15 protein-coding genes are annotated in these 14,345 nt (G+C 55.4%); 3 read left to right on the top strand and 12 right to left on the bottom strand.

The genetic code is table 11. The features are described from left to right. Nucleotides 1-5 precede the first annotated feature (5 nt). Nucleotides 6-629, bottom strand: coding sequence for a DsbA family protein (locus tag ACR0CE_RS03275; protein WP_480537865.1), 624 nt, complete (start codon nt 627-629; stop codon nt 6-8). Nucleotides 630-846: 217 nt separating this feature from the next. On the opposite strand from ACR0CE_RS03275, the gene ACR0CE_RS03270 reads away from it, so the two are divergent. Next, nucleotides 847-2,061 carry a serine hydrolase domain-containing protein gene (locus ACR0CE_RS03270; RefSeq protein ID WP_480830914.1) on the top strand — a complete coding sequence of 405 codons (1,215 nt, stop codon included), beginning with the start codon at nt 847-849 and terminating at the stop codon, nt 2,059-2,061. A 51-nt stretch (nt 2,062-2,112) separates the two neighbouring features. After that, nucleotides 2,113-2,982 (top strand): acyl-CoA thioesterase, encoded by an 870-nt coding sequence (locus ACR0CE_RS03265; RefSeq protein ID WP_480558669.1) that lies wholly within the window; start codon nt 2,113-2,115, stop codon nt 2,980-2,982. On the opposite strand, the gene ACR0CE_RS03260 is transcribed toward ACR0CE_RS03265, so the two are convergent. From ACR0CE_RS03260 to ACR0CE_RS03210, 11 genes are all read right to left on the bottom strand, one after another. Further along, nucleotides 2,979-3,746 carry an SDR family oxidoreductase gene (locus ACR0CE_RS03260; RefSeq protein ID WP_480830913.1) on the bottom strand — a complete coding sequence of 256 codons (768 nt, stop codon included), beginning with the start codon at nt 3,744-3,746 and terminating at the stop codon, nt 2,979-2,981. The genes ACR0CE_RS03265 and ACR0CE_RS03260 overlap by 4 nt on opposite strands. Nucleotides 3,747-3,924: 178 nt before the next feature. After that, nucleotides 3,925-4,614: a phosphate regulon transcriptional regulator PhoB gene (gene phoB / locus ACR0CE_RS03255; protein WP_480480935.1), complete on the bottom strand. Its 690-nt coding sequence runs from the start codon at nt 4,612-4,614 to the stop codon at nt 3,925-3,927. A gap of 12 nt (nt 4,615-4,626) precedes the next feature. Next, a complete protein-coding gene (phoU, locus tag ACR0CE_RS03250; RefSeq protein WP_480480933.1) occupies nt 4,627-5,328 on the bottom strand; it encodes a phosphate signaling complex protein PhoU in 702 nt (233 codons plus the stop codon). A gap of 16 nt (nt 5,329-5,344) precedes the next feature. Continuing rightward, nucleotides 5,345-6,142 (bottom strand): phosphate ABC transporter ATP-binding protein PstB, encoded by a 798-nt coding sequence (gene pstB / locus ACR0CE_RS03245; protein WP_480830911.1) that lies wholly within the window; start codon nt 6,140-6,142, stop codon nt 5,345-5,347. Nucleotides 6,143-6,154: 12 nt separating this feature from the next. Continuing rightward, the gene (gene pstA / locus ACR0CE_RS03240; RefSeq protein ID WP_480830909.1) at nt 6,155-7,486 is read right to left on the bottom strand and encodes a phosphate ABC transporter permease PstA; all 1,332 of its coding nucleotides are present in this window, start codon (nt 7,484-7,486) and stop codon (nt 6,155-6,157) included. After that, nucleotides 7,483-8,955, bottom strand: a complete 1,473-nt coding sequence (gene pstC, locus ACR0CE_RS03235; RefSeq protein ID WP_480830908.1) for a phosphate ABC transporter permease subunit PstC — start codon at nt 8,953-8,955, stop codon at nt 7,483-7,485. The genes pstA and pstC overlap by 4 nt, the downstream gene beginning before the upstream one ends. A gap of 88 nt (nt 8,956-9,043) precedes the next feature. Then, nucleotides 9,044-10,084 carry a substrate-binding domain-containing protein gene (locus tag ACR0CE_RS03230; protein WP_480830905.1) on the bottom strand — a complete coding sequence of 347 codons (1,041 nt, stop codon included), beginning with the start codon at nt 10,082-10,084 and terminating at the stop codon, nt 9,044-9,046. A gap of 185 nt (nt 10,085-10,269) precedes the next feature. Beyond that, a complete protein-coding gene (locus ACR0CE_RS03225; protein ID WP_480830903.1) occupies nt 10,270-11,322 on the bottom strand; it encodes an ATP-binding protein in 1,053 nt (350 codons plus the stop codon). Nucleotides 11,323-11,350: 28 nt separating this feature from the next. Beyond that, the gene (locus ACR0CE_RS03220; RefSeq protein ID WP_480480923.1) at nt 11,351-11,875 is read right to left on the bottom strand and encodes a gamma carbonic anhydrase family protein; all 525 of its coding nucleotides are present in this window, start codon (nt 11,873-11,875) and stop codon (nt 11,351-11,353) included. Next, nucleotides 11,872-12,513 carry a guanylate kinase gene (gene gmk, locus ACR0CE_RS03215; RefSeq protein ID WP_209503922.1) on the bottom strand — a complete coding sequence of 214 codons (642 nt, stop codon included), beginning with the start codon at nt 12,511-12,513 and terminating at the stop codon, nt 11,872-11,874. Before gmk ends, ACR0CE_RS03220 begins: the two co-directional genes overlap by 4 nt. Before the next feature lie 17 nt (nt 12,514-12,530). Then, entirely contained in the window at nt 12,531-13,421 is an 891-nt protein-coding gene (locus tag ACR0CE_RS03210; RefSeq protein WP_480830901.1) for a YicC/YloC family endoribonuclease, read from the bottom strand. A gap of 245 nt (nt 13,422-13,666) precedes the next feature. On the opposite strand from ACR0CE_RS03210, the gene ACR0CE_RS03205 reads away from it, so the two are divergent. Then, nucleotides 13,667-14,341, top strand: coding sequence for a PAS domain-containing protein (locus ACR0CE_RS03205; RefSeq protein ID WP_480480919.1), 675 nt, complete (start codon nt 13,667-13,669; stop codon nt 14,339-14,341). The last annotated feature ends 4 nt before the right edge of the window (nt 14,342-14,345 follow it).

Genomic DNA, 14,345 nt, shown 5'->3' with positions numbered 1-14,345 from the left:
ACCTATCAAGCTGTTTTTATGTCACTATCTTGCCTTGAAAGTTCAACTTCAAGATTTGGCAGACTGTTCTTTCCAAAAAACAGCTCAGCCCCGGTGAACATGCTGGGAACCCCAAACACACCTCGCCGAACCGACGACTTGGTTATCTCTTTTAGTTTCAGTTTAACGTCTGGGCTCGACATGGCTTCGCGAATTTTGCGAACGGGCAAGTCGTTTTCATGCAGGATATCCGTTAAGACACCGATCTCGTCCGCCTTCTGACCATGCACCCAAATTGCATCAAAAATCGCGTTTATATATTTGACTTCCCAAGGTTTTCCATTGGCAAAGCACGCACCGCGCATGGCAAGTTTGGTATTGATCGGAAAATGCGGGCTCATATGAAAGCTCAGCCCACGACGGCGGGCAAACCTATGCAGATCATGCGTCAAATAGGCCGTTTTCTGGCGGTTTTCGGAGTATGCCTGAAACGGGCTTTGGTTATGCGTCGCCTTGAACACCGCAGGTAGAAGGACAGGCACATATGTAATGCTTGCGTTATGGCGCTCGGCAAGTTGGGGAAGTATCTTATGGGCGAGAAACGCGTTCGGGCTGCAAAAATCGTAAATGAAGTCTATGGTCTGCGTCATAGGGTTCCTCCGTTTCGGTCCCTTGAAATCTTGTTCATTGAACTTCAGGCGAATCTGCGTCGAAATCAGTCTAACATTTCATTGTGAGACACGCTGATGAAGTCTGTTCACGAATTTCTCTGCAACACGCAGCTTTTTGCTGTTATTTCAGGTCACAAGCTTAAACAGTCGCAATTCAGAACCTCACGGAAGCTCGCGAATGTCCCACAGGCAATCCATGTTTGATCAAACCCGGCTGGATCGGCTTAGCCATTGGATGGAGAGCTATGTTGAGCAGCGCAAATATGCTGGATCATCCTTTTTGCTGCGCCAAAAAGGGAATGAGGCCTTTTTTCATGCCTGTGGTCTCAGCAGCCTGGAGACTGGCCGGCCCTTCCAACGCGACACGTTGGTGCGCATTTATTCCATGACCAAACCGGTCACATCGGTCGCGTTGATGACATTGGTCGAACGCGGGCTTGTTCACCTGAACGCGCCTGTGTCTGAGTTTCTACCTGAATTCAAAGATTTGCAGGCACTGGTCCCGGGGGCGGAGAAACTAGATCAGACCGAGGCTGCACCGCCTCCCACTCTGCATCAGTTACTGACGCATACCAGTGGGCTAAGCTATCCGTTCAACCCCGGGCTTTTGCCCCAAGCGATGGATGAACGGGACCTTATTTTCAAACCCAATCAGGGGCTTCTGGAACATCTTGTGCGCGATCTGGCAGGGCTGCCACTGGCGTTCCAACCCGGTGCACGCTGGGAATACTCGGTCGGGATTGACGTGCTGGGTCGAGTGATCGAGGTGGTCTCGGGCCAGTCATTGGAGCAGTTCTTTCGAAGCGAAATCCTTGAGCCGCTGGACATGCGCGAAACAGGTTTTTCCGCACCCGCTGGGGCAGGGGATCGTTTCGCATCGCTCTATACCCCATTGGCTGGCGACGCGATGGCGCTGAATTCCGCGGATCACGGTAGCGAAAGCCTGCGACTGTTCGATTCCCACATAGGATCCCCGTTCGAAAACACGACGACCTTTTCCGGCGGTGGCGGTCTGATTTCGACAATCGATGATTATGCCAAATTTGCGGACATGCTTCGAAATCGGGGGGCCGGGAACGGGTGCCGCATACTTGGTCCGAAAACAGTCGATTTCATGATGCGCAATCACCTTCCCGGCGACATTGCGTCAATGGGTCCGCAGAGTTTTGCAGAGCAACCGATGGACGGAATGGGCTTTGGGCTGGCCGGAGCCGTCGTCCTGAACCCCGGTCTGGTAAAAGTTCCCGGCTCAATCGGAGATTTCAGCTGGGGTGGCATGGCCTCGACTTATTTCTGGATTGACTGGCAGAATGACCTGACGGCGATTTTCTTTACCCAACTGTCCCCCTCAAGTTCGTACCCATCCCGCGCCGAACTCAAGGCACTGGTTCATGCGGCCATGATTGAATGATTTCCTCTGTACTGATACCCGGTGCCGGACGACACAACTTGCGAGCAGACGATGACCGAAGCGGAACGTATCTTACTGGATCTTCTGGATATTGAACGTCTTGAGGTCGATCTGTTTCGCGGGACAGGGTCGGGCGGTGAAACGCCCACACGCATCTTTGGCGGACAGGTCATCGCGCAGGCGCTGGCTGCGGCGTATCGGACTGTTGAAGAACGGTTATGCCATTCGCTGCACGCCTATTTCATTCGCCCGGGCGATCCGGAGAAACCCGTTATTTATCAAGTTGATCGAGCCCGAGACGGAGGTTCTTTCACAACCCGCCGCGTGGTTGCGATTCAGCACGGAAAGCAAATCCTGAACATGTCTGCATCGTTTCATGTCCAAGATGAAGGCTGGGACCATCAGCATCCGATGCCCGTCGTGAACGCACCGGAAGCGTACCCGTCCCGATCTGAATTGCGTAAAACATACGTTGAACGTGTTCCCGAAAGGTTGAGGGGCGAATTGCTGCGCGAGCGCCCGATAGAGGTTCGGGAAGTCGATCACCTGGATCCATTCACACCGAAAGTCTCTGACGATCGAAACCAGACTTGGTTCCGTATGCCTGCAGCCGCTTCCGTTGACGCCAGAACGCAGCACTTACTGCTGGCTTATGCGTCTGACATGAACCTGATGTCCTCTGGATTGCGGCCACACGGTCTGAGCTGGTTTAGCGGAGAGTTCAACGGCGCAAGTCTGGACCACGCGCTATGGTTTCACGCACCGGTAAATTTTCAGAACTGGCATCTGTACGTAATGGACTCGCCGTGGACGGGGCAGGGACGCAGTTTTAACCGTGGATCGATCTATTCCGAGGACGGTACCCTTGTTGCATCTGTCGCACAGGAAGGATTGATGCGCAGAATTCGCGCACGACCTTAAGTATTGCCAATAAACCTTTGATTTAACTTCTGCATTCCGCTAAGCCACCGATCGTAATCAGCCGCTTTGAATTGCAAATAATCAGCGACTTGTGGATGAGGCAGAATCAAAAACCGTTCATTTCGAATAGCTTGCACACAGGATTCAGCCACATCTCTGGGCTCAAGCATCCCATCAATCGAAGCTACTGAGATTTCATGGCCTTCGGTCATTTTCGAACGTACCGCCTGCGGACACAGGACCGAGAGTTTCAATCCTTCAGCGCCATATGTCAGCGAAAGCCATTCGGCAAATCCTACAGCCGCGTGTTTGGTAACCCCATATGGGGCTGCACCAGGTTGGTTCAGCAAACCTGCCGCAGACGCAGTTATCATTATATATCCGCCGCCGCGACGAACCATGCGTGGAACCAGATGGCGAGCAGTCCAGACATGGGACATGACATTGATCTTCCAGATCCGATCCCAATCTTCGTCCGCAACATCGAGACCGCCAAGCGTCAGAATTCCGGCATTTGCGCAAAACAGGTCAATTGGACCGACAGTTTCTTCAACAAAATCAATCAGAGCCTTGATCTGCGCTTCGCTGGAAACGTCGCAGGGATACGCCTGACCACCAATTTGCTCTGCGACCAAATTTGCGCCAGCGATGTCGACATCCGAGCAGATTACACGTGCACCTTCTTGGGAAAACCGTTCTGCAAGACCACGACCAATACCTTGGGCAGCGCCGGTGACAACGACAGTTTTGTTCTTAAGCTCCATGCGTATTCCGGACAGGTTCGTTACAGTGTTTTCAATGTGTTGGCTTGCCTTCCGTATTACAAGTATTACGTTTTTACCATAATACCAATTACACGCTAATTGAAAGTAGCGGAGATATACTCAGATTCCACTGCAATCAGTCATCAGACCAATGCGATCAACACAGGTCTGATGCGATTTATCCCAACGCGTAACCTGCACCGCGGACTGTTCGAACCGGATCATCCCCGCCGTGTTGCGTTAAGGCTTTGCGCAGTCGTCCAATGTGAACATCAACGGTACGCGTATCGACATAGATGTCGCGTCCCCAGACCCGATCCAGCAATTGTTCACGGCTCCAGACCCTGCCCGGCTTTTCCATGAACGTGCTAAGAAGCCGGAATTCGGTTGGACCAAGTTTCAAGGGCTTGCTGTCACGGCTGACCTTGTGGGTTTCCGAATCCAGAATGATGTCATCGTACTCCAGTCGCAAGCCAACAGTTGCAGGTCGGACGCGGCGCAGTTGTGTTCGGACACGCGCCATCAGTTCGACGATCGAATATGGTTTGACCACATAATCGTCGGCACCAGTTTCCAGCCCGCGAACCTTGTCTACCTCTTCTGATCTGGCCGACAGCATTATTATCGGGATCGAACGTGTGTCCGGACGGCTTTTGAGCCGGCGGCAAACCTCAATCCCGCTTAGGTTGGGCATCATCCAGTCCAGAACAATGATATCCGGGCAGTCTTCGTCGACCAGCAGCATAGCTTCGTCACCGTTGGCCGCCTTTGAGACGCGAAAACCTTCGGCTTCAAGGTTGTAGGCCAGCACCTCGCGTTGGGCCAACTCATCCTCGACCACCAGAACCGTCGGTTGATCTGCGGACATCTCAAGCCTCTCCTACGCTGTTTGCGACGTTATATCGGCCTTGGGCCGAGCCTCGGTCGGGCGGTCGCCTGTAACCAGATACACCACCTGCTCGGCAATCGAGGTTACATGGTCGCCCATACGCTCGATGTTCTTGGCGATGAAATGCAGGTGCATACAGGCCGAAATATTGCGCGGATCCTCGGCCATAAAGGTCAGGAATTCGCGGAACAGGCCGTTATACATCTGGTCGACCTCTTCATCGCGGTTGATGACGTCGGTGGCCAGTTCCGCGTCGCGCTGAATATAGGCGTCCAACGCGTCGCGCAGCATACGTTCAACTTCGCGCGCCATGCGGCGTAAGGCAGCTGCGCTGCCGCTGATCTCGCCCGCATTGGCCAGAACGGTCGTACGCTTGGCGATGTTCTTCGCGTAATCGCCAATCCGCTCAAGATTGCCGGATACTTTCAGGACCGAAAGAACCAGTCGCAGGTCACTGGCCGTGGGCGCGCGCAACGCAATCAGACGCGCGGTTTCCTCGTCGATCAGGTCTTCCAACGCGTCGATGGCCTTGTCACCTTGTCGTATTTCCTGGGCCAGCTCAACGTCACGGCTTTCAAGCGAGCGCGCCGCGCCCATGATAGCGGCCTCAACCAGACCGCCCATCTTCATGATATGCGCCTGGATTGTTTCGAGGTCGCGGTCAAAAGCAGATGCAATATGTTGTTCGCTCATTGTTTGATACCTGTGCTTAGCCGATACGGCCTGTAATGTAGCTTTCCGTGCGCGGATCGACCGGATTGGTAAAAATCTGACCGGTTTCACCGAATTCCACCAGATTACCCAGGTGGAAAAAGGCCGTTTTCTGACTGACGCGCGCGGCCTGCTGCATCGAGTGTGTGACGATCACAACCGAATATCGGGAACGCAATTCGTCGATCAACTCTTCGACCTGTGCGGTTGCAATCGGGTCCAGCGCCGAGCACGGCTCGTCCATCAACAGGACCTCCGGTTCGGTTGCCACGGCGCGCGCGATACACAAACGTTGCTGTTGCCCCCCTGACAAACCCGTGCCAGGCGCATCCAGACGGTCCTTGACCTCATCCCAGATTGCGCCTCGACGCAGGGATTTCTCAACGATCTCATCCAGTTCCGCCTTATTCTTGGCCAAGCCGTGGATGCGCGGACCATAGGCCACGTTGTCGTAGATCGACTTGGGGAACGGGTTCGGTTTTTGGAACACCATGCCGACTTTGGCGCGCAACTGAACGGGGTCGACCCGCTTGTCATAGATGTCTTCGCCATCCAAAAGGATATCACCTTCGACTCGGCAGATATCGATGGTGTCGTTCATCCGGTTCAGACACCGCAGGAAGGTCGATTTTCCACAACCCGAAGGGCCGATAAAGGCCGTGACGGTCTTGTCTTCGATCCCAACACTCACGTCCTTGATGGCGTGGGTATCACCGTAATAAACCTGAACCTTCTTCGCGTTGATCTTGATGTCTTTGGAGTCCACGGTTCTCTCCACTCGTGTCATGTCATTCATTGTTGCCCCCAGTTACCAGCGGCGTTCAAAGCGGCGACGCAGGATGATAGCGATGATATTCATGGTCAGCAGGAACATCAAAAGGATGATGATTCCGCCCCAGGCCTTTTCGTAGAACCCGACATCAGCGCGTGCGGCCCAAGTGTAAATCTGGGCGGGCATTGCCGAGTTCGGCTCGGTAAAGCCGGCAAGGAACCCGTCGGGATATCCCCGCGCCACAAAACCTACCATGCCGATCAGCAGTAACGGTGCGGTTTCACCCAAGGCTTGTGCCAGACCGATGATGGTACCGGTCAGAATGCCCGGCGCGGCCAAAGGCAGCACGTGGTGGAACACAGCCTGCATCTTCGAGGCCCCTACCCCCAACGCTGCATCACGGATCGACGGCGGAACCGCTTTCAGCGAGGCGCGGGTCGAGATGATGATCGTCGGCAATGTCATGAGAGTCAGAACCAAACCGCCAACCAGCGGTGCTGATTGTGGCAGGTGCATGAACTGGATAAACACGGCCAGACCCAGAATACCGAACACAATCGACGGCACGGCGGCAAGGTTCGAGATGTTCACTTCAATCAGGTCGGTGAATCTGTTCTGCGGGGCGAATTCTTCAAGATAAATCGACGCCGCCACACCAATGGGCAGTGACAGGCCCAAAACCACCAGCATCATGAAGAACGACCCAATGACCGAGGCGCCGATGCCCGCACCGCCCGGGTTGTCAACGCCAGAATCCGCGCCGGTGATGAACGGCCAGTTGAAGGCCTGCTTGATGATGCCTGCCTGTTTCAGCGCATCAACCAGATCCAGATCGCTTAGCTGTAGAAACCGGCTGTCCTGCAAGGTGTCACGGGACACGCGGCCTTTGAAATACCCGTCAACCCGGCTGGATGCGGCCAGATCAAACTTGACCGGATCACCCAGCTTGCCGGGGTTATCGGCATAGTAAGTTCGGATGGTTCCACCGATTTTACCAAGAAGACGTTCGATGGCCGCTTCGTCGAAATCAACGCTGATCCCCTGGTCTTCCAGTTCCTTGCTCAACTGAGCGATGAACAGGTTGGAATAGGCTTTGGTCTTGAACAACGTACTTTCCGCCTCGTCTCGTTGCGCAGCAGACAGGGTGAAATCCACGCTGACAACAGTGCGCTGAAAAGCCGGAATGCCCTGCGACAGGATCGAGGCGAACAGAACGATCAGGAAGAACAGGCCCGTTGCAATAGCGACAATCCCGTAGGCCCGAAATCGTTTCTCTGCATTTGCACGTTTTTTGGTATGTGCATCCGCTACAGTCAGCGAGACAGAGCGATGATCTGTTTCAGGGCTTTGCATGCTGGCGTCGGTCATTCGTATTGCTCCCGATACTTACGCACGATGTAGAGGGCAAAGATGTTCAGCCCAAGCGTGAGAGTGAAAAGGGTCATACCCAGGGCAAAGGCCACAAGCGCTTCGGGCGATGCGAAATCCGCGTCTCCGGTCAGCTGGCTCACGATTTTTGCGGTGACCGTCGTCATGGCTTCAAACGGGTTCAGGCTCAGCCGCGCTGCCGCCCCTGCCCCGAGAACCACGATCATTGTCTCACCTATGGCGCGCGATGCGGCCAGCAGGATCGCCCCCACGATACCTGGAAGAGCCGCAGGTAAAACAACCTGACGGATGGTTTCGGATTGCGTTGCACCCAGTCCGTAAGAGCCGTCGCGCATGGCCTGCGGCACCGCGTTGATGATGTCATCCGACAACGAGGACACAAACGGGATCAGCATGATGCCCATGACCAACCCAGCGGTCATGACTGCCGTGCCAGCCTTCATCCAGCCAAGCCCGTCATCCCCGAACAGGCCAAGCAAAAGCGGACCAACAGTAAGCAGCGCAAAAAGGCCGTAAACGATGGTCGGGATACCGGCCAGAATCTCGAGCAGCGGTTTTGCGACGGCGCGGACACGGGGTGACGCGTATTCGCTGAGGTAAATCGCGGCGAACAACCCGATCGGGACAGCCACCAGAAGGGCAACGAGCGAGATATAGAATGTCCCCCACAACAAGGGAATAATACCAAGTTCAGACGACCCGCCGCGCCCCGAAAAGCTGGGGGCCCATGTCGTGCCGAAAAAGAAATCGGTTGCAGGGTAGAGTTTGAAGAATTCCCAAGTGTTGAAAACCAGGGACAGGACAATCCCGACAGTGGTCAGAATTGCGATGGATGCGGCCGCCAGCAACAGGATACGCACCCCCTGCTCGACCACATTGCGCGCGCGGTATTCCGCGCGAGTTTGAAACCAGCTGGCCGCAGCACCGGCGAGTGCCGTCAGTATGACGGCGACAGTCATGACCGAATAGCCGGTCGCATTCATGATCCGATAGCTTTGCGCCGCGCGCAGCACAGGTTGCGTGATATCCGACGTCACCACCTGCCCGGCATCCTTCAGACGCTGGGTCATGTCGATTACATCCGCGCGCGCGTTGCGCGCCAGTTCCTCGGGTATCTGCCCGGCGGCAACCGCGTTGTCCAGACCGTACGCGGTGCGACGGACCTCGGCCATGACCAGATTTAGGGACGCGCCGTCTTGGATGGCAGAACCCGAGATCGTTTCAGAAACCTGAGAGTTCACGTAAAGCGGTTGTACCAGCAACCAGAGGATCATAAGGCCAAATGCGGGTACGATCGTCTTGAGAGCGACATTTGCGCCATAATACGACGGCAGCGAGTGCAAAGCCCGGATATCTCCTGTGACGCTTTGCAGGGCGCGTGAGCGCCCCAACACGTAACCGACTGAAGCAATCGCAAGCACGATCAGAACGAGCCATACTATCGGCATGAAACCCCCATTTGGTCTTGGCCGGGAAAGCTGAAAAATGTGGGGGCGACATAAATGCCGCCCCCGGTATTTCGAACCAAAGGCCGGATTAGCTGCCCGAACCCATGGTTACTTCGTTGGCGATTGCATCCTGAGTCTTTGCCAGCTCAGGGTCCGCAACCAGACCATAATTTGCCAGAGGACCCGAAGCACCTGCGATTTCGTCGTGGGTAAAGAACTGGGCGTATTCTTTCAGGCCGGGAATCACGCCGATATGGGCTTTCTTCACGTAGAAGAACAGCGGGCGCGAAACCGGATATTCACCGGTCGAGATGGTTTCGGTCGAAGGAGCGATACCCGACATGGTGGCCACTTTCAGCTTGTCGGTGTTGTTCTCGTAGAACGCCAGGCCGAAGATGCCGATGCCATTGGGGTTGGTGTCGATACGCGCCAGCGTTTCGGTGTAGTCACCATCGATGTCGACCGCTTTCCCGTCGGTACGAACGGCCAGACATGCATCTTCTGCGTCGTCTTCGCTCATGCCGCCAGCAATCATGGCTTCCATCGCGCCAGTCGCTTCACAACCGATCAGCAGAACTTTTTCTTCGAACACTTCACGGGTGCCGTGTTTGGTGCCCGGAATAAAGCCCGCGATTTCTACATCAGGCAGTTCAGGGTTGAATTCGGCCCAGGTGGTGTAAGAGTTATCAACCACTTCGCCGTCTTTCAGAACTTTTGCGCCCAAAGCGTTAAAGATGTCAGCAGGTTCAAAAGCGGTGAAGGCAGGACCGGTCTGCTGGCTTGCAAAAACGATGCCATCATAACCAATGCGGACTTCCATGATGTCCGTCACACCGTTTTCGGCGCAGGCTTTGATTTCTTTTTCACGGATCGCGCGCGATGCGTTTGCAATGTCGATGGTGTTTTCACCAACACCCTCACAGAAACGCTTCAGACCAGCTGACGAACCGCCCGATTCAACAACCGGGGTCGGGAAGTCGGTGTTCTCACCAAACAGTTCCGCGACGATCGAGGCATATGGCAGAACGGTCGACGAACCGGCAACCTGAACGTTGTCACGGGCAGCGGCGGTGGTTGCCGAGACGGCGGCGATTGCCAGCGCAGAAGCCGACAGTTTCACAAAGGACATTTCAGTCTCCTTGAAAAGGTATGATTGATCACCCCCATGATGATCCTGCGTGCACCCCTAGGGGCCGTGCGTAAGCCTTTTGTGACAAGTGTGTAACGCTTTTATGACAACTCTCGAATATCCTGAGATTTCGGGTCAAAAAATCGTAACGAGGAAGATTTCGTAGGGTGGTAATGCGGGAAGGGCTACCGTGGTAAGATGACCGTAAACACGGAACCTTTTCCCAACTCACTTTCCACGCGCAACCGTCCGCGGTGGCGATTGACGATGTGCTTGACGATGGCCAGCCCCAGCCCCGTTCCACCCAACTGGCGGGACCTGTGGTTGTCGGCGCGATAGAATCGCTCGGTCAGGCGTGGCAGGTGTACGGAATCAATTCCTGGCCCCTTGTCGATGACCTTCACCCGCACCCCTGGCCCACGCATCGCCGCGTCACGCTCTGATGACAGAACGCTGACTGTGACGCTACCACCGCTGGCACCGTATTTTATTCCGTTTTCGATCAGGTTGGTGAATACCTGCCGTAACTGATCGCTGTCTCCGGTAACGGAAAGCGGGCCGTCCTGTGCGTCAAGCGTCAGCGTCAGCGTCACGCCCGCCTCTTCCGCAAGGGGGCGCAAAGAGTTCATGGTGGATTGCAGCAGCCCTGTCAGCTCCAGCTGTTTATTTGGGCGAACTCTTTCTTCGCTTTCCACGCGGTTCAGTGACAAAAGATCGCCAACCAGCCGGTTCATCCTGTTGGCTTCATCGGCCATAATTTGCAGGAACCGGTCGCGCGCAGCCGGATCGTTACGTGCAGGGCCGCGCAAGGTTTCAATGAAGCCCATCAGCGCCGTCAAAGGCGTCCGCAATTCGTGACTGACATTGGCAACAAAGTCGCGGCGCATCTGACTTGCCTGCTCCAGATGCGTGACATCTTGAAAAGTGGACAGAACGGCCCCGCCCGACACGGCTCCGACCCCGTTCATATACCGGCATTGCACATCAAACGTTGTGTCTTGCGCGCCATCATTGGAAAGATGACGCGCTGCCTTGGTTCCTTTGGACTGAAGGCTTTGTTCAATCGCTTCAAGAACCTGTGGCTGCCGCAGGATGGTCGCAAAATGCCGCCCCACGATACTCTGCCCCAGAAGGGTTTTCGCATCCGTATTGGCGGCAATGATCCGTTCGGTCTGATCCACCATCAGCGCGGGCATTGGGATGGCCTGAACAAATCCGTCTAGAAGGTCATCTGACATGCTTCAAACCCCGATCAATCCGCGCGCTTTATTGAACAGGTCTCAGAGTGTCCCGAAACCTGCGCATGTTTTCCTGATAATGCAGCGCGCTTAGGGTAATCCGTTTTGCTGCGGCCTCGTCAAGCTGGCGCACCACTTTGCCCGGAGACCCCATCACAAGGGAATTATCCGGAATCTCCTTGCCTTCCGTGATCAGGGCCCCTGCCCCGATCAGGCAATTCCGCCCGATCCGGGCACCATTCAGAACAATCGCGCCCATTCCGATCAGAGTATTTTCTCCGATTGTGCACCCGTGCAACATCACTTTGTGTCCGATGGTGCAATTCGGACCGATCGACAAAGGATACCCGGCGTCGATGTGCATGACGCAGTTTTCCTGAACGTTGCTACCTGCACCAACGCGGATTTCCTCGTGATCTGCGCGAATCGTGCAGCCGAACCAAACCGAGGCGCCCTGTTCCAGCACAACCTTGCCGATCAGGTTGGCATCGGGTGCAACCCATGTGTCCTCGTGAATTTCGGGCATGTGCTCGCCTAACGCGTAGATCGTCATGACAGCCCCTCGAATTCGTTTTGAAGCTTGCGCACGTGTTGTTGCAGATTTGGCTGTTGAATACGGCGCATCCGTTCGGCGCTGACAATGGTCTTCAGCTTCTTTTCGGTCGCCTCAAGATCGTCATTGATCAGGACATAATCGTAATAGCCCCAATGGCTGATCTCATCCCAGCTTTTGAGCATCCGCCGTGCGATAACTTCATCGCTATCTTGCCCACGTGATTCCAGACGGCGGCGCAGTTCGGGGATCGAAGGCGGCAGGATGAAGATCGACAACGCATGCTTACCCAGATCCGAGTTGCGGATCTGAACCTCGCCTTGCCAGTCCACGTCGAACAGCACGTCCTTGCCTGCGTGGATCGAACTGCGAACGGGATCAGCGGGTGAGCCGTAGAAGTTACCGAAGACATGCGCATGTTCCAGCATCTGGCCATCGGCGACCTTCTGCTTGAACTCGTCTTCAGAAAGAAAATAGTAGTCCCGCCCATCTTCTTCCCCCGGACGCGGGGCACGGGTTGTGGCCGAAACCGAAAACTCAAGGTCCTTGTCCCAGTCCATCAACCGCTTTGCCAGGGTGGATTTGCCTGCCCCGGACGGGGAAGACAGGATGATTAAAAGGCCTCGGCGATCCGCCATATCAGTCGTTCCCATCTTTATTCTACGTTTTGCACTTGTTCGCGCATCTGATCGATCACCGCCTTCAGTTCCAGCCCGACAGCCGTCAGCTCCGTACTCTGAGCCTTGGAGCATAGCGTGTTGGTTTCGCGGTTGAACTCTTGCATCAGGAAATCAAGCTTGCGTCCGACAGCCCCTTCCTGCCCAAGCAGCTCTCTTGCTGCGGCCACATGTGCAGACAGGCGGTCGATCTCTTCGGTAATGTCGGCTTTGACCGCGATCAAAGCCAGTTCCTGCGCAACGCGATCCGGGTCCGCGCCCTGCGCGTTGTCCAGTACCTGTGTCAGATTGTCCCGCAGTGTCGCGGCCATCTTGTCCTTACGATGCAAGGCCAGATCGGCTGCCTGTTCTGTCAGCGCCGCAACCTGATCCAGCTGAGTGTTCAGCACGGCAGTCAACGCTTCGCCCTCGGCCTGGCGCATATCGACAAAAGCGGCCAACAGGTCGTTGAAATCTTCGGTCAGGCGCGCAACCAGCGGAGCGGGATCATCCGCATCTGCGGTTGCATCCAACATGCCTTTCAGTGCCAATAGGTCCGAGGCGCGCGCCGGCTCCAGAGCAATACCGCGCGCAGCTGCCATCTTATGTGTTTGATCCAATGCGCTCAGGGCAGCGGCCATAGCGACCTCGTTCAAGGCCAGCTCCGAGGCAGAGTCCTCGCGGGTCAGACGCATTGACAGGGTCACATTCCCACGGCTCAGGGATTTTGACAGCGTGGCCCGAAGGGCCACCTCAAGCCCGGTCAGCCAATCAGGGACGCGCAAGCGCATATCAAGGCCTTTGCCGTTGACACTGCGCAACTCCCACGTCCAGCTGTGCGGTCCGTATTCCCCCTTCCCCGAGGCAAACCCGGTCATGGATCTGATCATGACTGTCCTTTCCTGTGACCTCACCCATTTGGATGTGTGCCGCACCTAATGCGATTGGCCGGTGCAGAGCAAGAGTTTGCTGAGGCCGCATTTGTTTGGCGTAAGTTAACCATTCGTTAAAGAATTGCTCCAAAATTGAATAAACCCGAGTCAAACTACCCCTGGTAATGGCTTGCAGGCCACAAATGCTCCGGTTGTGTTGCATTTTATGAAAATGGCGGCCAATTGACGTAAGGGTGAAGAAAATGAAAACCTTTTTCGGGACTGGTTCCGGGTCAGAATTTGGAAAGATCGTCGCAATGGATCGCTTTGACAGTGGGCGCAGCCTTACGCCGATCCGCCAGGCCGAGGCGTATTGGACTGCATTGCTGAGCGGTGACGGTGTTCCGATGCGGTCTCAGGTCGACCCGCGTGGACTGGAAAACATACTTGAATATACTTTCATTCTTGAACGGATCGCGCCCGGCCTGGCCCGGTTTCGCCTTGCCGGAAGCCACTTGAACGCACTTGCGGGGATGGAGGTTCGCGGCATGCCTGTGACGGCCTTTTTTCAACCTGATGACCGCGCCAGTCTTAAGGACGTTCTGGAGCAGGTTTTCGCAGCACCCGCCGTTGCCGAACTGGGGTTGGATTCGAGCGGGATACTGGGACGTACCCGGATGCAGGCCTGCATGATCCTTTTGCCGCTCAAAAGCGATCTGGGCGACGTCAGCCGGGTTCTGGGTGTCATGGTTGCGGATGGTGCGATTGGTAAAACCCCACGCAGATTTTCGATTACGGATACGCGGATCAAATCGTTTTCGGAAGTTCAGGCACCAGTTCCTGCTGTGCCTCAAACCGTTGACGGTTTTGCCGAAGACCAAACGGATTTCAAACGCGCGGCCAAACACCTTCGTCTGGTCGTGTCGCGCGATGACTGAACCA

The sequence above is a fragment of the Ruegeria sp. L11 genome, assembly GCF_056531755.1.
This window is presented reverse-complemented; position numbering and strand designations above follow the sequence as displayed.